Here is a 21841-nt window from a genome sequence, read left to right on the forward strand (position 1 = left end):
CCGACGTGGTACCTCGTCCGGCAAGACAGCCTCATTGCGAGCCGTTTGTGACGCGGCCGCATGCACCTACGAACTCGGGTTGTTGTCCATCTGGATGCTGTTGCGGATGGATTGATAGATGTAGCGCCATCGCTCAGACGTCCTCGGCTGTTCGCCACGGAACTGTATGGACGCAAGCATCGAGATGTCTGCCTGGTTGAGACCTTCTTGCTCCGCAAAGTCGGCGAGCGATGCGGGAACCTCTGGCGAGGCGGCAGGGAGAAGTTGGCGGCCCATTAGGTCAGACATCGTCACCCCGAGTGTTTGAGCCAGGGCGTATAGAACCTCAGCTGACGGGCGTCTCGGTTCGTGATTGTTCTCAAGGCTTGAGAGATAGCCCTTACTCAGTTTGGTTCGCTCCGCCAGCGCCGAGAGTGAAAGTCCACTTTCTTCGCGGTAGGTACGGAGTCTCGTCCCAAACTCGGACGGTGGCTGACCCTGACCTGAGCTGTCGGGTCGCGGTCGAGCGTTCGAGTCGCGAGATTGGACTGCGTGGTCTTGGTTCTCTCGTGGTTGGGATGCAGATGGCACTTTGGTGTCCCTTCTATTTCCGAGTTGCGAGGCACAAGACGCGGTGGTGGAGCTCGCCGTGGTTGTCAAAGTAGGGATAGAGGCGGCAGCTGATGTCTACGTCATCGATCGACGGGCCAGTGAAGCCGATGAGGTCGTTCGTCTCGTCGACGAGTTCGCCTAGGAATGCGCGCTGGATGGGGCTGTGCTCCGGGATCGACTTGAAGCGGGGGATATACGGCCAGTCGCCGTTCGTTGAGCTCCAACGAATTCGTGGAACTGGGTCGGCATCGGGTTCGCTCGGCTTGGTGCCAGGTTCGATGCAGATGAGCAGGGAGTCCGTTGGAGCAAGAGACGCGGCCCGGAGTGCAGTTGCTCCGATGCTGGCGTCGTAGTGCTCGGCGAGCTCCTCTACGAGATCGAAGCCGATTCGGTTGCCTGCGAGATCGGAAAGAAACTGCTGACCGAGCAAGAAGGATCAGTCGACGTTCCCGCGACCCGCGAGGCGCTGGCCGCCCACTTCAAGCCTGCCTGAACTCGATGACCTCGGTGTGCGCCACGTCGACGCGGGGCACGACGGCCTTCGGCGCGACGTACCGGCGAAGGAGCCGAGCCAAGAGGTGTTCGAGCCGACTGGCGGGTGGGCGTCGGCGGTACTTGCTGTCCATCGAACTCTCCTCAGATTCCATGAGCGGGCCGGACGGAGCCGAGATGCGTGCTGGCCGTTCGGGCGAGGCCGGAAACGCGGTCACTGGCGCGCTCGGAGGGCTGGGACTTGGCTGCTTCCCACTCGCGTGGGTGCAGGCCCGTCTGGACCGCCGCTGCGACGAGGTTGGCCAGCGCGTAGGGCTTTTCGCGGGGCACTTGGTCGAGGGCGCACCACGCCATCGCGCCGTGGCCGCCGAGCCAGCTCCCGAAGGCGAGAAGCGAAGCCGGGGCGGCGCGGACCTCGGCGGGTGCCCGTTTGGTGAGGTCGGTCCAGAGCGCGACGTGGGAGGCGGCGTTGCCACGGTTCATGTCGAGCCAGAGCCGGTCTCGGATCGGGATGGACTCAACGGCCACAAGCAGGCGGGCGGCGTCCTTGTCGTCGAGACGGACGCCGTCGCGGCCGAACCGCTGCACCCGGCCGAGTGCCCAGCGGCCCTCCACCTTGGCTGTGTTCTCCCGCGCCGTCTCCCGAATCTCTGGCAGCAGCCTCGCCACAGGTTCCCGATCGCCGACGAGCGACTCCGCGAGTGAGTCGCGACTGGCGGCCGGCTGGGGCCGACCGGCGAGGACGGTCATCGCGGCAACACGCTCGCGTGCAGCTTCGGTCTGGAGTCCCATGTCGCCGGTGACGAGGTCGGCCCAGCGGGTCTCGTCGGCCCACAACAGCAGGTGGGTCTCGATGCCGATGGTGTCGAGTCGCTCGGCGAACTCGCGTCCGATGAGGTCGGCCTGCTGGCGGTCGGCGGCGAAACAGACGATGCCGACAGCGGAGCCGGGTCGGGCGTAGCGGGAGAGGCCGTCGCGGATCGACCTCCAGGCCTGCGCCTGATCCCTCGGCGTGGTCGGGATGTCGAGGCGGGCGGTGGGGAGGGTGGAGCCCATCGGCACGAACACGATGGACTCTTGGGGCTTGAAGCCGAGCATGTGCGGGATGATCGCGACGAGCTCGTCGGGGTTCTTGATCGGGACTGTCATGCCCAGGAGGTGTGCCGCCGAAGTCGGCGACTTCGGGCGTAGACTGAGCAGCGGAGCGTGGCTCCGTAGGGTGGGATTCGACGGGCGGCCACGAACCGGCCATAGCGTCCCCAAGTCGGACCCGGGCGGGTCATCCGCCGTCGCGGATCGGTAGGACGAGCGCATGAATCTCGCACTCGTCCCCACCCGCGTCCCCACCCGCGTCACCGACCACGTCGCCACTCTCGCCACCGCCGGCCCGGTCCCCGGCCGCCGCAGCCTCGGGTGGTCCGACATCCCGCCCGAGGGACTGACCAACCAGGACCTCACCCGGATCACCGATGCCATCGCGGCTGGCCGTGCGGAGTCCACCCGAAAGACCTACGCCTGGCAGTGGGGACGCTTCGACCGCTGGTGCGCCGGACGGGGCATCACTGCGATGCCGGCCTCACCGGTCGCTGTCTGCGCCTACCTGACCGACTTCGCCGCCCAGGGCGTCGCCGCTGGCACGATCGAGTGCGCCTGCGCCGCGATCGCCGCCGCCCACGAGACCGACGGCGAGGTGAACCCGATCGCTGACCAGTCGGTCAAAGCCGTCCGCCGCGGTCTGCGCCGCACCCTGGGCACCGCACCGCGTCGCCAGTCCCGACCTTTGAGCACCGACGACATCCGCCGCATGCTCGCCAACATCGACCGCACCACCGCCCGCGGCACCCGGGACGCCGCCCTCATCCTGCTCGGCTTCGCCTCAGCGCTGCGCCGCTCCGAGCTCGCCGGCCTCGAACTCGCCGACATCGAACCCAAGCCCGAAGGCCTGCTCATCCACGTCCGCAAGTCCAAGACTGACCCCGAAGCCCGCGGCCAACTCGTCGCCGTCGCCCACGGCCAGCACGCCGAGACCGACCCCGTCACCGCCCTCGACGCCTGGCTCGCGTACCGAGGCACCGGACCAGGCCAGCTCTTCACCGGCTTCCACCACGACCGCATCGGCTCCCGCCCCTTCACCGGCAGCGGCCTGGCCCGCATGCTCAAGCAACGAGCCGCCGCCGCGGGGATCCCCTCCGAACGCGTCAGCGGACATTCGCTCCGGGCCGGGCACGCCACCACCGCAGCCCTGGCCGGCGTCGGCCTGGACCGCATCGCCGCCCAGACCCGCCACTCCCGGATCTCCACGCTCGTCGAGCACTACATCCGCCCACTCGAAGCCATGCAGGTCACCTCCAGCCGCGACCTTGGCCTTTAGGCCTCGGCCACACCAGACATAGGCTCAGCGAAAGTCTCACGCGCCGAAGCCGAGAGGCTGACGTGTCCGAGATCCGCGCCCTGTCGCGTCGATCCGTGGTGAGAAAGGCCGTATCGGATCAGATCTCCGATAACTCGCGGACCATCGAGTGGGAGTAAGCCACCCGCTCTGACCTGCAGGTTTGCAGCCCGCTTTCGGACGATTGGTTGTAGCGCAATCGTACCTGGAGTGAGCTGACGGGCCACCATGAAGGCTGGAGTCTCTAAGGGCGGGAGCTTGGTCGAGTGAACAAGCGGCGAGCCGCGTCACGCGACGATGACCTACCTGCTCCGTCGCTCAGGCGACCTCCTCATTCCAAATGAGGCGGCGATCAACATCCCCGGCGTTCGATCCGTCCGAATGCTCAATCGGGTTCAGCCCTTTGCTCGGAAGACAACGGGCAACGAGGAACAGTGAAAGCTAGGGCGGCGCAGGGGCACGACGTCTCGCATCGCGCGAGGCGACGCCCCGTGGATTGACCTGCAGATCGCGATGGTCGGGCCGGTTGGCGACCCTCCGCGCGCAATCCGGCTCGGAGGCGCTCGCTCTATCACTGGTCCCTTGGGCGCCGCGGTCCTTCGCTACAACCACAGTCGTGAGTACGTGAACCTCGTGCTGCGAATCATGGAGGCGTACTCCGCCGGGTACTACTCTGCCGTGCCATCGGGTACGTACGCGGGCCAGTTCTTCACGCCGGCGTACACGACGGCTGCGGTCACGAAGAAGACTCGAGGGAAGAGCGGGCACGCGAACGCTGCCGCCGCTGCTCCAGGAGCAGCGGGTGCCGGCGCAGGCGGCGGTGCTGCTGCTGGGACCCCGCCCCCTGCAGCGGAGAAGCCAGCAAAGGCACCGACATCCGGGCTCCTCGAGTCGGTGGACGGCCTCGTCAAGAGCCCTACCCAGGCACTCCCGAGCCTCGTGCCTGACGTGCTGTCGAAGCTCGAGGCCACGACGACGTGCATTCAGTCAGGCGTCAACGCCCTTGACCTGCCGGGCCTGGCAGGTTGTGTTCTCAGGCTGCTCGGCTGAACGGCTAGAGCCGATCAGGTTGGCCGAGCTCGAGTCTTGCCACATTGAAAGTTGAACCATATCGTCGCTGGTTGTCGAGATCAGCAACCAAGGGGCTGGGTGGTTCGCATACAAGACCTGAGTCGGATCGATGCAATCGGGCAAGCGCATTTGGTTCGCAGCGGCCAGGTCGCGCCGCACGACCTGGTGGAGGCGGCGATCGATCGTATTGCCGCCGTCGACCCTGAGTTGAACTCCATCGTCACGCAGCTGTTTGACAAGGCGCGACGTGAGGCGGGCGCCGTCGACCTCGAAGCACCGTTTGCCGGTGTTCCTTACGTCCTCAAGGATCACCTGACAGGTTCGGCTGGTGATCCCATGTCCGAAGGACTCGCACCGTTGCGCGAGCAAGGTTGGGCTCCCGACACGGACAGCTTCTACGTCGAGCGGATGCGTCAAGCGGGCTTTGTCCTGATTGGCAAGAGCAACCTCCCCGAACTTGCCTTGCGAGCAACCACGGAGTCGGCGACCCTCGGCCATGCCACAACCCGTGGGATGTCGCCCGATCCCCGGGTGGTTCCAGCGGCGGATCAGGTGCCGCAGTGGCAGCAGGTCTGGTGCCGGTGGCACACGCGACCGACGCCGGGGGATCGATTCGCATCCCTTCAAGCTTGACCGGGACCGTCGGGTTGAAGCCTTCGCGTGGTCGGGTGTCTCAAGGTCCCGAGGTCGGGGACGCGTTCCTCAACGGTTCTTGGTACCTGGGGGCGATCACGTCGACTGTCCGTGACGCGGCCGCCGTCCTGGACGCGGTGAGTGGCTACATGCCCGGCGACCCTTTCTGTGCTCCGCCGCCGGAACGCACCTTCCTGAGCGAGGTGGGTCGTTCATCCGAGCGGCTGCGGATCGGCTTCATGCAACGAGCAGCCGATGGCTACGACCCGATTCATTCAGAGGTGCGTGCCGGGACTGTGGCGACCGCCGAACTGCTGGCCGAGATGGGCCACGAGGTCGTCGAGGCTCATCCGGCCGCGCTCGATCACCAGGACGTTCTCGAAGCATTCATGGCAGTGGTCGGTAGTGGTGTCGGTTGGCTGCTTGATCGCTGGTCCTCAGTCCTTGGCAGACCCATCGTCGAGAGCGACGTGGAACCCGGGACCTGGATGATGCTGGAGTCCACCCGGTCTGTGACCGGCAGTCAGTTCATCGCGTCAGTCGAGCGCACGACACGGTTCGGACGCGAAGTCGCCAGTTGGTGGGATGAGTACGACGTGCTCCTGACTCCGACGATGGCTGTGCCGGCGTTCGAGCTCGGAGCCCTCGACGCTCCGGGCGATCCAGCCGAGGCGACCCGCCGCTCCGTCGCCATCACCGGAGGCTTCACCGTGCCGTTCAACGTGAGTGGCCAACCGGCTATCTCGCTTCCGCTCCACCTCACGGCCGCCGGACTGCCGTATGGGTTGCAGTTTGTTGCGCGATACGGCCGCGAAGACGTCCTGTTCCGCCTCGCGGCAGAACTCGAGCAGGCGACGCCCTGGGCCCAACGGGTGCCAGCTGTGCACGCTTCACGACGATAGGCCGGCGTGCTGGAGTTCCCCCGAGGCTGGAGCCGGAAGCGCGGCAGCGAGACCGCGTGTCCTTGCGGGTCCGGGAAGTGCGTCAGTCCGTCGTCCCCTGACGATGCCCCTTAGTGGGCGACGCACCTTGCATGGAGCCAGGCCACTGGTCGTGGCAGCGGTGATGTCGACCCCCTGTCGGCGGCCCGGTCGCCTGTCTCGCGTGATTCGGGCTGCCTGTTCGAAACCCGACAGGTGCACTGCGCGGTGGCGATGGACATTGGTGTCTGTCCGCTGAGGGAATCGAGCTCGCCTCTTGCGGACTATTTCTAACAACTGTTAGGATCACGGCATGGCCGAGAACCCCGATCTGTCCAAGGCGCCTCAGACCGGCGCAGGAGTGAACGCAGAGCACGAAGCAATCGCAGCGCGCGTGGCGGCTGGCGGCAAGTACGAGCCGTGGCACGACCTGCCGGACGCCTACCGGGCCGAGGCAGCGCGAATGATGGAGTTCCACATGATGAGTGAGCTCGTCGGCCCGGTGCACGAGTACCGCTGGGTCCCGCGGGCTCCCAGTTTCGAGGCCAAGCTCATCCTCTCTGCCAAGACTCAGGATGAGGTGGGCCATGGCCTTGCCCTCATTCGCGTGTGCGAGGACCTCACCGGCAAGACTCGCAGTGAGTACATGGAAGAGATCCTTGAGGGCCCGCCCCGCTTCATGAACATCTTCCACTACCCGTGGGACGACTGGGCGGACCCGGTTGTCGCCGCATGGCTCGCGGATGGTGCTGAGATCACTCGGCAGACGACTCTGCTCAAGAGCAGCTACGGGCCGTACGCCCGGGCGATGAAGAAGATCGTGAAGGAAGAAGGGTTCCACCACCAGGCGGGGCGCTACCTGATGCACCGCATGGTCGGCGCGGGCCCGAGCCAGAAGCGTATGGCGCAGGAAGCAGTCAACCGGTGGTGGCCCCGGATCCTCTCGATGTTCGGGCCGCGAGCGAGCGCGTCAAAGCACGGTGAAGTTCTCCTGTCGTTTCAGCTGAAGATCGCCGAGAACGAGGAGCTGCGCCAGAACTTCTTGAGCACCTTCGTTCCGAAGATCAAGCGGATGGGCCTCGAGATCCCGGATGACGCGGTCGTCCTCGACGAGGAGACCGGCCTGTGGGGATACACGGAGCCTGATTGGGACGAGTTCAAGGGCCTGCTCCGTGGTGGAAGCCCCTACGGCGAGGAACTGCAGCGATCCCTTCGGAATGCGCGCCGCGGCAGCCAGTGGTTCATGGACGAAGTCTGGGCGGCCTGAGATGGCTGATCGCGTCTACGAGGTCTTCCTGTGTCTGAAGGAGGGCGGCGAGTTCGTTCATGTCGGCGAACTCGAAGCCCCGGAGCCGAAAGCCGCACTTCTCTTCGCGAAGGAGCACTGGCTCCGCCGCGATCCTGCCGTAGGGATCTGGGTCGTTGACCGAGCCGACGTGCACGCGTCGGAATGGCCGTTCGAGGTCATGGCCAGCGGTGCCGAGAAGCGTTACCGAAAGACACCTGGCCGAAGCGCCCGTGAGAAGTAGAAGCCTGCGGCACTAGCCCGCGGTCCAACGAAGTGCGTTCTATTGCAGGAGAGGGCAAGAACCTGATGAGTAGTTCTACGAGTTCAAGTGGCGCCGTCTGGCGGTACGACGACTCAGCCTTCCGCCCCACTGGGGGCGGCGGCATGAGTCGCAGGATCTTCACCGGAGACGGTATGTCGATGGCGTTCTGGCGAATCAAGGGCGGTTCGGGACCGACGCCGTACGGCGGTCACCCGAACAACGAGCAGTTCGGACTGATCGTTGCCGGCCAGCTCGACTTCCGCCTCGGCAGCGACGAACGAGTCACGCTCGGCCCTGGCGACGTCTACTGGGCACCGACGAACCTGCCGCACGGCGACAGCCAGTTCATCGGTGACCCGGCCCGGAACAACGAGGTCTGGATCTTGGATGTCTTCCAGCCTGTGCGAGAGGAGTACCGCAATGGCTGACTGGCGCCTTGCTGTCGACATCGGCGGCACCTTCACCGACTTCGTTCTGCTCGATGCCTCCACCGGCCGGGTGGTCGTGGAGAAGAGTCTGTCGACTCCGAGCCGGCCCCTCAACGGGGTGCGCACCGGCCTCACGCAACTCCTCAAGAAGGCTGGCGTGAGTCCTGAGGAGATCACGGCTCCCATCGTTCACGCGACGACCCTCATCACGAACGCTCTGATCGAAGGCAAGACGGGCAAGGCGGCGATGGTGACGACCGCCGGCTTCGGCGACACCCTCTCCATCCGGACCGAGCACCGGTACGACATGTACGACCTTCAGATCGAGTTCCCGCCGCCGCCGATCCCGAGTGAGCTCACCTTCGAGGTCGACGAGCGGCAGACGGTGGACGGGACGATCCTGCGCGAGCCAAGTGCCGCGGAGCTCGACGATCTGATCGCGAAGCTCCGCGAGGCCGAGGTCGAGGCTGTGGGCATCTGCTTCCTCCACGGCTACGGGAACGGCGCGAACGAGCGCCTCGTCGCCGACCGGATCACGGCCGATCTCGGCATTCCGGTCTGCGTCTCGCACGATGTCGCTCCGCAGATCCGCGAGTACCCGCGCATGGTCACGACGGCCTGCAACGCCGCAACCATGCCGATCATCGGGCCCTACCTCGATGAGCTTCAGACCTGGCTCGCAGGCGAGGGCTTCGTCGGCAAGGTGCTCATGATGCTGTCCAACGGCGGGGTCATCGCGGCTGAGGACGCGAAGCGGTTGCCGATCCGTCTGGTCGAGTCGGGCCCGGCGGCAGGTGCCCTGGCCGGGGCTTGGTACGCCGAACGCCTCGGCGAGGAGAAGCTGTTGTGCTTCGACATGGGCGGAACGACTGCAAAGTCGTGCCTGATCGAAGGCACTGATCCGGCGTTGACCAACGAGTTCGAAGTTGCTCGTGTCTACCGGCACAAGAAGGGCTCCGGGTTCCCGGTGTCCGTGCCGTCGGTCGACCTGGTCGAGATCGGTGCTGGTGGCGGAAGCCTGGCACGAGTCGACGACCTCGGTCTCCTCAAGGTGGGTCCGGAGTCCGCGGGTGCTGAGCCCGGCCCGGCGTCGTACGCCCGTGGAGGTGTGCAGCCCGCGACAACGGATGCCGACCTGCTTCTCGGGTACCTGGACGCGGGCTACTTCCTCGGTGGCGACATGCCTCTCGATCTCGCGGCCGCGAGTGAAGCGGCACGTAAGGTTGCGGATGCGATCGACAGCTCGGTCGAAGACACTGCTGCGGGTATCCATGCTGTCGTCAACCAGAACATGGCGGCGGCTGCCCGAATGCACGCCGTCGAACGCGGGGTGGACCTGCGAGGGGTCCCGCTGATCGCATTCGGAGGCGCTGGCCCGGTGCACGCCTGCGGGGTTGCCGAGCTGCTCGAGACCCAGCGGGTGATCTTCCCGGTGAACGCGTCGGTGCTCTCCGCCTTCGGGACACTCGTCAGTCCGGTCAGGATCGATCTGGCCCGGTCGCTTGTCGCGGAGCTCAGCGATCACGTGACCGCGGAGCGCGATCACCTGCTCGAGGAGATGCGCGCCGAGGGTCGCCAGGTCCTGGCGAGTGCCGGCGTCGAATCGTCGGTCCACTTCCGCTACGGCATGGACGCCAGGTATCGCGGCCAAGGTAACGAGGTCACGGTCTGGCTGGGCGAGGGCGATGGCTGGCCGGCCTCGACCGCCGACACCGCTGAAGCCTTCGCTGTCGAGTACGAGAAGATCTACGGGATGCGCATCCCGGATGTTGCGGTGGAAGTGGTTACCTGGCGAATCGCGGCGTGGGCACCGGCACCGAGTGTCGAGAGCGCACGCCTGGCGCCGATGACCGGCACGCCGGAACCGCACCGCACCCGCGCGGCGAGGTTCGACCGCGGCGCCGATGCTCAGGAGGTTCCCGTCTACAGGCGTGACCTCCTCGGGGCCGGGGCGACGGTTAACGGGCCGGCATTCATCGAGGAACGTGAGACCACTGCTGTCATTCGGCCCGGATGGCAGGCCACGGTTACCGAGGACGGCGCAGTTGTCGCCGTGAGGGGGAACGACGCATGACCGAGACCATTGACGCCATCGAGCTCGAAGTGTTGTGGGGAAGCCTCATCAGCACTGTGAACGAACAGGCTCGCGCACTGCAGCGGGCCGCGTTCAGCCCGATCGTGCGCGAAGCGGGAGACCTGGCGAACGCGCTGTTCGATCGGGACGGCCGCATGGTCGCGCAGGCGGTGACCGGCACCCCCGGGCACATCAACTCGCTCGCCCGGGCGGCGTCTGCCGTCCTCGCGAAGTATCCGGCGGATCAGCTCGAGCCAGGCGATGTACTCATCACCAACGACCCTTACCAGACCGCCGGTCAGCTGCTCGACGTGACGGTCATGAACCCGGTCCACCGGAACGGCGAGGTCATCGCCTTCTTCGGTTCGACGATCCATCACACGGATGTCGGCGGCTACGGAATCGGTGCTGGCGCTCGGGATGTCTTCGAAGAGGGAATCTGGATCCCGATCCTGAAGCTCATGAAGAAGGGCGAACGGAACGACGACGTCTGGAACATGATCCTGTCGAACGTCCGTCAGCCCGAGCACATGGCCGGCGACCTTCACGCTCAGATCGCGTCCGGTGAGGTCGGCGCGCAGCGCTTGCAGCTGCTCTGCGACTCGCGCGGGATGGATGACATCCAGGAACTCGCCGACGAGATCATTCGGCGCTCCGAGGAAGCGACCCGTCGTTCGATCAGGGCACTGCCGGGCGGGACCTACCGTGCGCACTCGATCTTGGACCTCGCGGACGGTTCGGAGATCGACATCCACGTCGCAATGACCGTCGATCCCGACAAGGGAGAGATCCTGGTCGACTACGAAGGGTCGAGCGGCGCAAGCCCGGCAGGCATCAACGTGGTGAAGAACTACACCCATGCCTACAGCACGTTCACCATCCGAAGCGTTCTCAACCCGGAGATCCCGAACAACCACGGCAGTCTCGCGCCCATCCGGGTGGAAGCACCCGAGGGCTCGATCGTCAATGCAGTCTCGCCTTCTCCGTGCACGGCCCGGCACGTCGTCGGCATGTTCCTGCCGATGCCGCTCCTCGCCGCGCTCTCCGAGGTCGTTCCCGATGCCGTGCTGGCCGAAGGTGCCGGTGCGGTGTGGACGATGCAGGTCAGCGGCACTTATGACGACGGGTCGCCGTTCATCACGGCGATGTTCACCTACGCCGGCGGCGTGGGTGCGCGCGCCACCAAGACGGGCCTGCACGCTACGTCTTACCCGACTGGCGTCTCGGCCGTTCCGCTGGAGGTGGTAGAGTCCTCAGCCCCGATCCGGTTCCTGCGCAAGGAGCTTCGTCCTGGGTCTGGTGGTTCGGGCAGTGCGGAAGGCGGCATGGGACAGACGATCGAGTTCACCGTCGACACGACGCGGCCGTGGCAGCTCAACGCCGTGACGAGCCGGATGAAGCACCCGCCCAAGGGCTTGTTCGGCGGCGGATCAGCGGATCCAGGACGATTCCTGGTCAACGGGGAGCCCGTACGCACGCAGTCCCGAATCACGCTCCAGCCCGGAGACGTCGTTCGCCTCGAGCTTCCTGGCGGAGGCGGGTACGGGGCGAAGGGCACGGTTCCGGAGTTCGAGCAGGTGTGAAGCTCACCCTCGACCTTCGGTGGCGCCAGGCAGTCGCTGCCCGTCCGGACTCTCCCTTCTTGATCTTCGAGGGTCCGGACGGAGCAGTGTCGACGTGGACGTACGCCGAGTTCGACGACCTGGTCTCCGAGGTCGCAGGCGGTCTGGTCGAACAGGGGTTGCGGCGAGGTTCGTCGGTGCACCTTGCGTTGAGCAACGGCCCGGCCTTCATTGCCTGCTGGATCGCCACGGCACGGCTCGGAGCCTGGATCGTTCCAGCCGATCCGGAGGTGACGTCCCACGAGCTGCGAAGCCAGTTCGCCCGGACACGGCCAGCGGTCGGCGTCTGCTCGACCGCGCGTCGCGACGTGTACCTCGCGGCGGACCCGGAGATGCCGGTGCTGTGCGTCGACGACGCAGACGTGGTTCTTGATGGCTTGCGTGCCGGATCCCCGGATTGGACGCTCCACGAGGTTCCGAACGGGGAGGATCGGGCAGCCCTGATGTTCACGTCAGGGACGACGTCAGCCCCGAAGGGCGTCGTCATCACCCAGGCGAACTACGCATTCGCCGGGGACGTGATGAGCGCAGCGGCATCGCTTACGCCCGATGATCGCCAGTTCGTGGTACTTCCGCTGTTCCACGCGAACGCCCAGTACTACTCGTTCGCTGCCGCAATCTCGGTGGGGGCGAGCGTGGCCCTCATGCACAGGTTCTCGGCCTCCCAGTTCCTCGAGCAGGCAGCACGCCACGCGGTCACTCACGCCAGTCTGTTTGCAGCACCGATGCGCATGATCCTGGCACGGGCCAATCCAGTTCCTGGACTCCGTCTCCGGCACTGCTGGTACGCGCAGAACCTCACCAGCGCGCAGTACGTCGACTTCGCCGAGCTGGTCGGCTGCTCTCCCCGTCAGCTGTACGGGATGACGGAGACGATTCCTGCGGTCCTGTCGAACAGGGTCCTTTCGCCGGATCCGATGGCGCTGGGGGAACAGACCCTGGGTTGCGTCGTCGAGGTCCAGACCGAGAACGGCACACAGGCCGGTCCCGGCGAGGTGGGAGAGCTGGTTGTCGGCGGTGTTCGGGGGGAGACTCTCTTTGCTGAGTACCTGGACGATCCCCGCACGACCGAGGAGTCGTTCAGGAACGGGTGGTTCCTCACCGGTGACCTGGCCGCTCGTCGACCCGATGGGCTGATCACGTTCGTCGGCCGGCGTGGAGATGTGCTCAAGGTCGCCGGTGAGAACGTGTCCGTCGTGGAGGTCGAGACCGTCCTCGCAGAACACCCGTCGGTTCTCGAGGTCGCCGTCGTGGGGGAGGCCGACCCGATTCGGGACGTAGTCCCCGTCGCACACGTCGTGCGTGCGGGAGACGTCGATGCTGATGAGCTGCTCGCCTGGTGTGCAGAGCGGCTGGCCAAGTCCAAGCGTCCCCGACGGATCATCTGGGCGGAGTCGCTGCCACGGACGTCAGTGGGCAAGATCCGGCGTTTTGAACTGAACCCACCGAGGAACGACAACTGACTCCTTTCCGCAAGCCCTGCCGTCCCCGGAACGGATGGATGGGCGCAGCTCGTCGAGGGTCTCCCTCCCTCACGAGCAAGAAGGCCTCCGGATCGCCAGGCGATCCGGAGGCCTTCTCTCGTTCGCAGCCGGGGAGGTCAGAACCCGAAGGTGTTCCCGAGTTTGAACTCGACGTCAGCGAAGTGATCTGCATGTGTCGCGAGATCGGCAAGGTTCCACTGACCGTTGCGCTCGATGCCTTCGTGGATGGAGAACGGCTCGAACAGGTGAACCTGACCGCCGAAGACCAGGAACACCTTTCCGGTGATCCGGCAATCCTTCGATGCGAGGTAGCCGACCATCGGAGACACGTTGGCGGGATCGAGCTCGTCGAACTCGCCCGGCCGGACATCATCATCCACGCCACTACCGAGACCTTCGGTGAGGCGAGTGCGGGCGGCAGGAGCGATCGCGTTCACCCGGACGCCGTAGCCGGCCAGTTCATCGGCGGTGATCATCGTCATCGAGGCGATGCCCATCTTCGCCGCGCCGTAGTTGCTCTGTCCGATCTTGCCGAAGAGCCCGGAGGTGGACGAGGTGTTGATGACAGACGCAGCGACGGGACGCCCTGCCTTGGACATGCTGCGCCAGTACTCCGCGGCATGCCGCGTCGGGCAGAAATGTCCCTTGAGATGGACTCGGATGACGTCATCCCATTCATCTTCAGACATGTTGGCGAGCATCCGGTCGCGGACGAAGCCCGCGTTGTTCACAAGGATGTCCAGCCCGCCGAACTCGTCGATCGCCGTCTGCACCATGTCCTTGGCGCCGTCCCAGGAAGCCACGTCATCCGTATTGGCGACTGCTTCGCCACCATTGGCCAGGATCTCGTCGACGACCTGTTGCGCCGGTGAGCTGTCGTGGCCGCTTCCGTCGCGAGCGCCGCCGAAGTCGTTCACGACGACACGGGCGCCGTGCGCCGCGAGGAACAACGCGTGACAGCGCCCGATGCCTCGTCCGGCGCCGGTGACGATCGCGGTCCTGCCCAGGAGTCCGAGGTGCGGGCTCGTCTGCTCGTTGATGGTCATGCGCTCTTCTCCAGGATGTGAATGCCGGCCGAAGAACCCAGGCCGATCACGTGTGCGAGGCCGACCCTTGCCCCCTCTATCTGGCGGTCGGCAGCTTCCCCGCGGAGGTGGTGACAGATCTCCCAGATGTTGGCGATGCCCGTGGCCGAGATCGGGTGTCCCTTTGACTCCAGGCCGCCAGAGACGTTCACGGGCGTGCTGCCGTCGCGCCAGGTTGCCCCCGACTCGAAGAACGGGACCGCTTCCCCGGGCGGGCACAGCATCAGGTTCTCGTAGTGGACCAGCTCAGCGGTCGCGAAGCAGTCGTGCAGCTCGACCAGATCGAGGTCGCTGGGGGAGACCCCAGCCTGCTCGTAGGCAGTGGCCGCCGCATTGCGCGTGACGGTGCTGATGTCCGGCAGTGCATGGCAGCCTTCGACCCAGGGATCCGTGGCCAGCACGGAGGCGCTGATCTTGACCGCCCGGCGCCTCTGGTCCGGGTCGAGCGTGCGAAGGGTTGCGCCGGAGACGACGACCGCGGCTGCCGCGCCGTCGCAGTTGGCCGAACACATCGACCGCGTGTTGGGGTAGGCCACCATGACGTCGTTCATGATCTCGTCGAGCGTGAACCGCTTGGTGTAGGCCGCCAGCGGATTCAGGGTGGAATGCGCGTGGTTCTTTTCGCTGATCCGTGCGAACAGCTCGAAGGTGGCACCGGGGTGCCGCGATGTGTACTCCATTCCGACCTGGGCGAAGACCCCAGGCATCGTGTCGGTTCCCACCCGACCGTCCAGGCCGGCCACTGCGCCGTGGCGTCCGGACGGAGTCCAGGTGGCGGGGCCAGCGACGGACTGTCCGCCCACGAGAAGTCCTGCTCCGGCGATCTTCTCGACGCCGACCGCCAGTGCCACGCGGCACTCGCCGGACTTGACAGCCATGATGGCGGTCTTCAGAGCAGTTGCGCCCGTCGCGCACGCGTTGGTGACGTTGATGACCGGCACTCCGGTCTGGCCGATCTGCTTCTGCAGGGACTGACCGAAGTTGTGTTCGCCGAGCATGTTGCCGGCGGCAATGAGTCCGATCTCGCTCAGAGCGATTCCTGCGTCCGACAGGGCCCCGTGCACCGCCTCGGCACCGAGGTCGCAGACGTCCTTGTCGGGGTGCTTGCCGAACCGCGTCATCGAGATGCCCACGATCCAAGCGTCATCGCTGTTCATTCGCCACTCCATCCGTCTTGTAGGGCGCAAAGCCGAAGCCAATGGCGGTCGTGCCTTGGTCATCCGTCCCGACCGGAAAGGTCACCAGCCGGACCGGAGCGCGCAGCTCGATCTGGGTCGGGTCGAACCCGGCATCGACCAGGTTGGTCCGGACCCAGGTGCCGCCGCAGTCGACGACCGCAGCGACGTAGGGGACCTCAAGACCGGGAGCAGCGACGTGAACGACGGTGAACGACACCAGTTCGCCGACATCCGGCAGCGGACTGCGGCGGAACTCCGTAGCACTGCACGCGGCGCAGGCGTTCCTGCGATCGACAAAGCGAGCGCCACAGTTCGTGCACTCGTTCGCCACGAGTCTCGCCGGCGGCCCGAGTTCGAGGTAATTGACGTATGGGATCGTCTTGCGATCCAGATCTGTGCCTTCCACGGTGTGTGACGCTAGCACAGATTTCTAACGATTGGCCGAAAAACTTTGACGCGTAGTTTGAATCAGAGGTCCTGGGCGAGCTTGAGGAAATCGAGGGGGATCTGCGGATCCCACCATGCAACGAACGGGTCTCTTTCGACCTTCCTGCGATCGTGCTTGAGGATGAGCGCGGTCATCGCGGCAGCCTTGAACTGACTGAGGGCTACGAACCACCCCGCATGATCAGTGACTCCGCCGCCACATGCCGCGTAGTGGCGGAGCATCTCGGTTCGCGACGGCATTCCGACGTCCTCTCGCACGGAATGAGGCTGTTGGCTCGCATCGGAGCTCATCAGCAGCCACCCGAGGTCGATGCGCGGGTCGCCGATAGTCCAGGTCTCCCAATCCAGGAGGGCGGTCACCCTTCCTCCCTCGCAAAGCATGTTTCCCAGCCGGAAATCGCCGTGCACCAGCGTGGGCTCGATGTCGGCCGGCATCTGGTCAAGCAGGCGATCAGCCACCTCGACCGACCCATGTGCCAGGTCTGGCGGGGCTGTGGCGAACAGCGCGCGCCACCGGTTGACCTCGGCCGCAAGCGTCTGGACTGGTTCGCTGCCGAGGGCTGATCGCTTCCAGGGGAACTCGTGCATCTGAGCCAGGAGTTCGATCGCCGCCAGCGTGCGTTGGCGCACGATCCGTTGGCTCGGGACATCGTCGGCCGCACCGTGAGTCAAGGGCTCGATGCATTCGCCAGACTCCTTCGTGACCACGAGGACTGGTGGCTCGTCCGGAGGTGTGCCCGCGTCCTCGAAAAGGACTGCGGGCGTCGGCACCGGGCTGGACTCAAGAGCGCGCATTACGCGTCCCTGCCGCAAGACGTCGCGATTCCGCGTCGGGGGCAGGCCCGGCGGGGCGATCTTCACGACGACTGGCGTCGAGGTCTGATCCGACAAAGCGAGCTGGGCTGCGTAGGTCAGGCTCGAAGCACCGCCGTGCATCCGGACGACGCCGTCGACTCGAGCCGCGGCTCCGGCGGCGCGCTGGACGCGTTCGTGCACCCAGACTTCGTTGACTGTCGCCACAGATCTGCTCCTCGGTGGGTACGTGCTCGTTCTAACAAGTGTTCGCACGGTCGTCTGCGTGTACGTCGTGAACGCTACAACGCCGGTTGACTTGCGACTATAGAGACACTACCTTGATTCTAACAGTCGTTATTTTTCTCGATGGGTGGGAACGTTGGACTCAATGACATCGGACGGTCGCGCCGGAGCGATCAAGCTGGCGGACGACGAGTTCATGGTCGGGCACATCCTTACGTCGCTCGCTGCGTGGGGGCCTGAGCTCGAGGTGAACCTCGTGCTGTCCTCGGTCGGGCAAGAGGAGCTCGGACACGCACGCCTGTTCTACTCGTACGTGTTCGGCGAGGAAGCCGAAGACACCGACCACGCCCTCTACGATCGGCCTGCAGGCGAGTTCAAGTCCTGCGGCCTGGCTGAGTGGTATGCCGACGGTTGGGCGGAACTCGTGGTCAAGCAGTTCCTTTACGACACAGGCGACGCAGTGCGGATGCCGATCTTCGCAGACGCAGGACTGGACGCCGGTCTGGTCGGGCGAGTCGAGGCGGAAGAACTCTTCCAGCGCGACTTCTGGACGTACTGGTGCGAACGGATCGCCCTGGCCGGCGGCCAGTCGCTGAAGCACCTCCAGCGGTCGTTCGAAGTGCTCTGGCCGCTCGCGCCCGGCATCTTCCAGGTCGACGGATCATCTGTCGAGTTTCGCGCAGCGCTCGAGGCCGGTTACCAGGCCTGGGAATCCGAAACGCGGACCAAGGCCGCCGGCTGGGGTATCGAGCTTCCCGCGAACCCGCTCGGAGGAGAGGGCGCGGGCCCGGGGCACCGAGCCCGGGTTCTTGACGAGATCCGATCGGTCCGGGAACTGGCCCCTGGGCGGTGGTGATGATGGCCGACTCAGCGCGAGGACATCCCGCATCGTACGGGGCCGCCGATCTAGCGAGGCTGACCGCGACGGTCGAGGCGGCGGTGCGCGCGGTCGAGGATCCTGAGCTTCCGGTGTCCATCGGTGAGATGGGGATGGTGGGCGAGGTGTCGATCAGCTCGGCACCGTCGGACAAGTCCGGTCTGGTCTACGACGTGCGCGTCACGCTCAAGCCGACATTCTCTGGATGCCCTGCGCTCTTCCTCATCGAGGCGGACGTCCGCAGCGCCGTGACCCATGTGGTCGGTTCTGGCGCGAACCTGTCGCTGAGCTGGGACCGGACCACCGTCTGGCAGCCGAAGGAGGTTGCTCCGAGCGGGCGAGCCAAGCTGAACGCGCACGGCGTCGTTCTGGACGCACCTGGAGAGGCAATGGTCTGCCCGTACTGCGGATCTGCGGACATCGAGATCCTGAGCGAGCGAGGGGTCGCTCTCTGTCGTCGACTGGCCTTCTGTGCACAGTGCCGGACTTCAGTGGACGTGATGGGCTCAGCGCGCGGCCCGGCCAGCCTTGAACGCTCCGGGCTCGGGCAAGGCGCGGGCACCGGCAAGGACCTCGGGATGCCCGGTCCGGTACCCCTGCAGCTAACTCAACACCCCCAGTCGTAGCCAAACCGAGCCGAGGGGCCAACAGTGAAACTCCGCGTGGACGTAGGCAGGACTGCACCCAAGGCAATGTCGAGGAGCAGCCGGTGACCGCACGCCCGAGGCAGGCAGTTGTTGCAGGTGTTGCGGAACACGCGCCTGAGCGAAAGTTCGCAGGCCCCGAGCAGTTCACGGTGGAGCAGTGGGCAGATCTTGCTCGAATGGCACTCGATGATGCCGGCCTGGAATCCCAGGACGTCGACGGCCTCGTCTGCTCGACCGACGTGTTCGAGGCAGTCCACATGGTGCCGTCGCTCCTGGCTGAGTACTGCGGGTGGGATCTGGCTTGCGCAGAGCAGGTCGATCTTGGTGGAGCCAGTGCGGTCGGGATGGTCTGGCGCGCGGCGGCGATGGTCGAGTCCGGTGTCTGCCAAACGGTCGTCTGCGCCCTCCCGTTTCGGCCGCGGCCGGCTGCACCCGATGGGGTCGTCGACCTAGGGAATGTCCTCGGACGAGCGGACGACGTCTGGGGCGCGCCCGCTCCCGAGCATGACTACCCGTACGGCAACCGAGGTCCGACCGCGAGCTTCGCACTCGTCAACTCTCGATACGACCAGCTCTTCACCGGTGGGCCGGAGGCGCGAGCCAAATTGGTCAGCGACCAGCGCCGGTCGGCCGCGATCACGCCGGGTGCCGTGCATTTCGGGAAACCCATCGCACCGGAAGACGTGCTGGCCTCCCGGGTCATCGCGCCGCCAATCCGTCTGCTGGAGGTCGTCATGCCTTGTACCGGCGGGGCGGCCATCGTCGTGACGATGCGCGAGCGTGCCCGTTCCGACGTGCGGCCGGTCAGTGTGGCCGGCTTCGGCGAAGCGGTCTCTTACAAGCTCCCGACGTACGCGCAAGGAGACGTGACGGACATGCCGCTGACAGGAGCTTCGCGTCGCGCGTTCGAGATGGCGAGGATCACGCCGGCGGAGATCGGCACGGCGCAGCTCTACGACGCGTACGCAATTGCCGTCATCATGTCCCTCGAGAGCGCGGGATTCTGCCCCAGGGGCGCTGGCAACGACTTCGTCAACGAACGTGACCTCTCCTTCGGCGGGGACTTTCCGTGCAACACGAACGGCGGCCAGCTCGGGTTTGGCCAGGCCGGCAATGCGGGCGGAATGACACATGTCATCGAGGCCGTCCGCCAGATTCAGGGCCGAGCGGGCGACCGGCAGTCAGATGGAGTGGACAGCGCGTTCGTCAGCGGCTCCGGAGGCAGCATGGCCGCCCAGGGCGCGCTCATCTTGAGGGGGGACGCATGACCCAGACCCTGAACGATCAGCTCAACGCTTACCGGGCCGGCCTGGACGCAGGACGCCTTCTGCTGCTGTCGTGCCGATCCTGTGGAAAGCGATTCCACTACCCGCGGCACCGTTGCCCGGGATGCTTGGGTGACGGCCTCGAGTACACCGAGGCCAGTGGCCAGGGGTCCGTTCATGCGATCACCCAGATGTCGACGGGTGGCGACGGGAGTCGGCTGGTGGCGATGGTCGAACTGCTCGAAGGTCCCCGAGTCACCGCGGCGATCGTGTCCGAGGGCGAGGTCTCGGTCGGAGATACCGTCGTCTGGGCGAGTGCTGAGGACGTGAATGCGGCAGGCTGTCCCTTAACGTTTCGGCCGGTCCCTTCCGCGCTGTAGGTTCCCGATAGACAATCGGTAGAAGAGGTGGTCCACCTGAATCGGCAGATTGATGGCGCGACACCAGGTTTCGCACGTCCGTTGAGCAAGTCCGAACGCACACGCCAACGAATCCTGGACTCGGCGGCGCGGGTGTTCGCGAGCAAGGGATTCGCCGGGGTGAGTCTGCGCGACATCGCGTCCGCCGCCGACACCAAGGCAGGCAGCCTGTACTACCACTTCGCTTCCAAGGACGAGCTCGTCGAGGCAGTTCTCCGGCATGCGATCGAGGAGATGCACCAGCACGTTCGTGACGCCGTGGATGCTGCCGCAGATGAGGGTGCCGCCGGCCGGCTCAAGGCCGCGATCTCTGCTCACACCGAGAGCGTGATGGAGCGAACCGACTACGCGAAGGCGCTGCTTCGGATCAGCAGCCAGATCCCCGATGACGTTCGGGAGCGTCACAACAAGCACGCTCGGGCCTACGGTGAGTACTGGGGACAGCTTTTCAACGACGCGCGTGACGAGGGTGCCATTCGCGTGGACCTCGACCTCACCCTGGCTCGACTGCTGGTCCTTGGCGCGATGAACTGGACGGTGGAATGGCCAGCTTCGCTCTGGTCTCCTGAATCCATCACAAGCACCTTGAACAAGATCGTCTTCGAGGGCATCGGCACCGATGACGTCGATGAAGAAGCTGTTCGCGCTTTGCACTAGCCACAAAATCGAACAAGCGTTAGTATTTGCCCCTGGAACCGGCAACGCCGTTGCCCCATCCCAGGACGTACGAGAAGGTGCATGAACATCTCCGCTGATGATTTCAAGGGTCGGACCGCGATTGTCACCGGCGGGTCGAGGGGGATCGGCCGAGCCATCACGTGGGAACTGGCGAGCCGTGGTGCCGATGTTCTCGTCGTATCGCGCAAGCAGGCGACGCTGGACGCGCTCACGGCTGAGGCCGCGGAGGCGGGGCTCCCCGGTCGGCTCGAAGGGTTCGCGGCCAATGTCGGGGACCCGGATGCCGCCGTTGCAGCGGCGGCCCGCGCGATGGACTCGTTCGGAAGCATCGACTTCCTCGTCAACAACGCGGCGACGAACCCGTACTACGGCGACCTGGTCGACCTCGACCACGCCCGCGCCGCCAAGATCGTCCAGGTGAACCAGTTCGGGCTCGTTGCTTGGGTCAGCGCTGCCTGGAAGGCCTGGATGTCGGACCACGACGGTTCCGTCGTGAATGTCTCGTCCGTCGGCGGGTACGGCGTCGACCGCGGAATCGGGTACTACAACGCGACCAAGGCCGCAGTGATCCACCTGACTCGCCAGCTCTCCGTTGAGCTTGCTCCCCACGTCCGGGTGAACAGCGTTGCTCCTGGCGTCGTGCGCACCGAGATGTCTCGCGCGCTGTGGGAGGGGCGTGAGGCTGAGCTTGAGGCTGCGATCCCGCTCCAGCGGTTCGGGGAGCCCGAGGACATCGCGGACGCTGTCATGTTCATGCTCGGCTCTGGTTCTCAGTGGCTGACGGGCCAGACGCTCGTCGTCGATGGCGGTGCCGCGAATGCACCGAAGATGGTCCCGGCGCTGGTAGACCGCGAGCCGAACAGCGGCTGATTCGAGTCGGCGGGCGTCGAGGTCCTAACCCAGCGCCGGCACATGCCACTTGCAGCCCGCGCGACCGGGTACGTCACGAACGT

The 21841-nt window shown here is 65.7% G+C and carries 22 protein-coding genes and 1 pseudogene; 15 read left to right on the forward strand and 8 right to left on the reverse strand.

The window, feature by feature from the left end; translation table 11 throughout:
- Positions 1-66: 66 nt before the first annotated feature.
- The 4 genes from EFK50_RS22990 to EFK50_RS14165 are packed head-to-tail and all read right to left on the reverse strand — an operon-like array spanning position 67 to position 2232.
- Positions 67-570 carry a helix-turn-helix domain-containing protein gene (locus tag EFK50_RS22990; RefSeq protein ID WP_183407827.1) on the reverse strand — a complete coding sequence of 168 codons (504 nt, stop codon included), beginning with the start codon at positions 568-570 and terminating at the stop codon, positions 67-69.
- 13 nt (positions 571-583) lie between these two features.
- Positions 584-1021, reverse strand: a complete 438-nt coding sequence (locus EFK50_RS21905; protein ID WP_148046177.1) for a hypothetical protein — start codon at positions 1019-1021, stop codon at positions 584-586.
- A gap of 49 nt (positions 1022-1070) precedes the next feature.
- Positions 1071-1217, reverse strand: a complete 147-nt coding sequence (locus EFK50_RS22225) for a hypothetical protein (protein ID WP_183407828.1) — start codon at positions 1215-1217, stop codon at positions 1071-1073.
- Between the two features lie 10 nt (positions 1218-1227).
- Complete coding sequence (locus tag EFK50_RS14165; protein ID WP_183407829.1) at positions 1228-2232, reverse strand: DUF4192 domain-containing protein; 1005 nt, start codon at positions 2230-2232, stop codon at positions 1228-1230.
- Between the two features lie 163 nt (positions 2233-2395).
- Between EFK50_RS14165 and EFK50_RS14170 the strand changes: the two genes are divergently transcribed.
- The 9 genes and pseudogenes from EFK50_RS14170 (at position 2396) to EFK50_RS14210 (ending at position 13233) form a co-directional block, all read left to right on the forward strand.
- A complete protein-coding gene (locus tag EFK50_RS14170) occupies positions 2396-3454 on the forward strand; it encodes a tyrosine-type recombinase/integrase (RefSeq protein WP_148046179.1) in 1059 nt (352 codons plus the stop codon).
- Positions 3455-4096: 642 nt separating this feature from the next.
- Positions 4097-4522: a hypothetical protein gene (locus tag EFK50_RS21910; RefSeq protein WP_148046180.1), complete on the forward strand. Its 426-nt coding sequence runs from the start codon at positions 4097-4099 to the stop codon at positions 4520-4522.
- Between the two features lie 186 nt (positions 4523-4708).
- Positions 4709-6078: pseudogene (locus EFK50_RS14180) on the forward strand (amidase).
- Between the two features lie 331 nt (positions 6079-6409).
- The gene (paaA, locus tag EFK50_RS14185; RefSeq protein ID WP_123228169.1) at positions 6410-7363 is read left to right on the forward strand and encodes a 1,2-phenylacetyl-CoA epoxidase subunit PaaA; all 954 of its coding nucleotides are present in this window, start codon (positions 6410-6412) and stop codon (positions 7361-7363) included.
- 1 nt (position 7364) lies between these two features.
- On the forward strand, positions 7365-7625 hold the full coding sequence (locus EFK50_RS14190) for a 1,2-phenylacetyl-CoA epoxidase subunit B (RefSeq protein ID WP_183407830.1): 261 nt from the start codon (positions 7365-7367) through the stop codon (positions 7623-7625).
- 143 nt (positions 7626-7768) lie between these two features.
- Positions 7769-8074, forward strand: a complete 306-nt coding sequence (locus EFK50_RS14195) for a cupin domain-containing protein (RefSeq protein ID WP_123228171.1) — start codon at positions 7769-7771, stop codon at positions 8072-8074.
- Positions 8067-10148: a hydantoinase/oxoprolinase family protein gene (locus EFK50_RS14200; protein WP_123228172.1), complete on the forward strand. Its 2082-nt coding sequence runs from the start codon at positions 8067-8069 to the stop codon at positions 10146-10148. The genes EFK50_RS14195 and EFK50_RS14200 overlap by 8 nt, the downstream gene beginning before the upstream one ends.
- On the forward strand, positions 10145-11731 hold the full coding sequence (locus EFK50_RS14205; RefSeq protein ID WP_123228173.1) for a hydantoinase B/oxoprolinase family protein: 1587 nt from the start codon (positions 10145-10147) through the stop codon (positions 11729-11731). The genes EFK50_RS14200 and EFK50_RS14205 overlap by 4 nt, the downstream gene beginning before the upstream one ends.
- Positions 11728-13233 carry a class I adenylate-forming enzyme family protein gene (locus tag EFK50_RS14210; RefSeq protein ID WP_123228174.1) on the forward strand — a complete coding sequence of 502 codons (1506 nt, stop codon included), beginning with the start codon at positions 11728-11730 and terminating at the stop codon, positions 13231-13233. The genes EFK50_RS14205 and EFK50_RS14210 overlap by 4 nt, the downstream gene beginning before the upstream one ends.
- A gap of 137 nt (positions 13234-13370) precedes the next feature.
- On the opposite strand, the gene EFK50_RS14215 is transcribed toward EFK50_RS14210, so the two are convergent.
- From EFK50_RS14215 to EFK50_RS14230, 4 genes are all read right to left on the reverse strand, one after another.
- Positions 13371-14300: an SDR family oxidoreductase gene (locus EFK50_RS14215; RefSeq protein ID WP_123228175.1), complete on the reverse strand. Its 930-nt coding sequence runs from the start codon at positions 14298-14300 to the stop codon at positions 13371-13373.
- Positions 14297-15496 carry a thiolase family protein gene (locus EFK50_RS14220; RefSeq protein WP_123228176.1) on the reverse strand — a complete coding sequence of 400 codons (1200 nt, stop codon included), beginning with the start codon at positions 15494-15496 and terminating at the stop codon, positions 14297-14299. Before EFK50_RS14220 ends, EFK50_RS14215 begins: the two co-directional genes overlap by 4 nt.
- Entirely contained in the window at positions 15483-15923 is a 441-nt protein-coding gene (locus EFK50_RS14225) for a Zn-ribbon domain-containing OB-fold protein (protein WP_221177394.1), read from the reverse strand. Before EFK50_RS14225 ends, EFK50_RS14220 begins: the two co-directional genes overlap by 14 nt.
- Positions 15924-15985: 62 nt before the next feature.
- Entirely contained in the window at positions 15986-16984 is a 999-nt protein-coding gene (locus EFK50_RS14230; protein ID WP_148046181.1) for a phosphotransferase family protein, read from the reverse strand.
- A 163-nt stretch (positions 16985-17147) separates the two neighbouring features.
- On the opposite strand from EFK50_RS14230, the gene EFK50_RS14235 reads away from it, so the two are divergent.
- The 6 genes from EFK50_RS14235 (at position 17148) to EFK50_RS14260 (ending at position 21758) form a co-directional block, all read left to right on the forward strand.
- On the forward strand, positions 17148-17858 hold the full coding sequence (locus EFK50_RS14235; RefSeq protein ID WP_123228178.1) for a Phenylacetic acid catabolic protein: 711 nt from the start codon (positions 17148-17150) through the stop codon (positions 17856-17858).
- Positions 17859-17860: 2 nt separating this feature from the next.
- Positions 17861-18505, forward strand: a complete 645-nt coding sequence (locus EFK50_RS14240) for an iron-sulfur cluster assembly protein (RefSeq protein WP_183407831.1) — start codon at positions 17861-17863, stop codon at positions 18503-18505.
- Positions 18506-18588: 83 nt separating this feature from the next.
- Positions 18589-19794 carry a thiolase family protein gene (locus tag EFK50_RS14245; protein ID WP_123228180.1) on the forward strand — a complete coding sequence of 402 codons (1206 nt, stop codon included), beginning with the start codon at positions 18589-18591 and terminating at the stop codon, positions 19792-19794.
- Positions 19791-20171, forward strand: coding sequence for a Zn-ribbon domain-containing OB-fold protein (locus EFK50_RS14250; RefSeq protein ID WP_123228181.1), 381 nt, complete (start codon positions 19791-19793; stop codon positions 20169-20171). Before EFK50_RS14245 ends, EFK50_RS14250 begins: the two co-directional genes overlap by 4 nt.
- An 81-nt stretch (positions 20172-20252) precedes the next feature.
- Entirely contained in the window at positions 20253-20867 is a 615-nt protein-coding gene (locus tag EFK50_RS14255; protein WP_183407832.1) for a TetR/AcrR family transcriptional regulator, read from the forward strand.
- Positions 20868-20948: 81 nt separating this feature from the next.
- Positions 20949-21758 (forward strand): SDR family oxidoreductase, encoded by an 810-nt coding sequence (locus tag EFK50_RS14260; protein WP_123228183.1) that lies wholly within the window; start codon positions 20949-20951, stop codon positions 21756-21758.
- Positions 21759-21841: the final 83 nt, after the last annotated feature.

It is taken from the genome of Nocardioides marmoriginsengisoli, assembly GCF_003725695.1.
GTDB classification, from domain to species: Bacteria; Actinomycetota; Actinomycetes; order Propionibacteriales; family Nocardioidaceae; genus Marmoricola; species Marmoricola marmoriginsengisoli.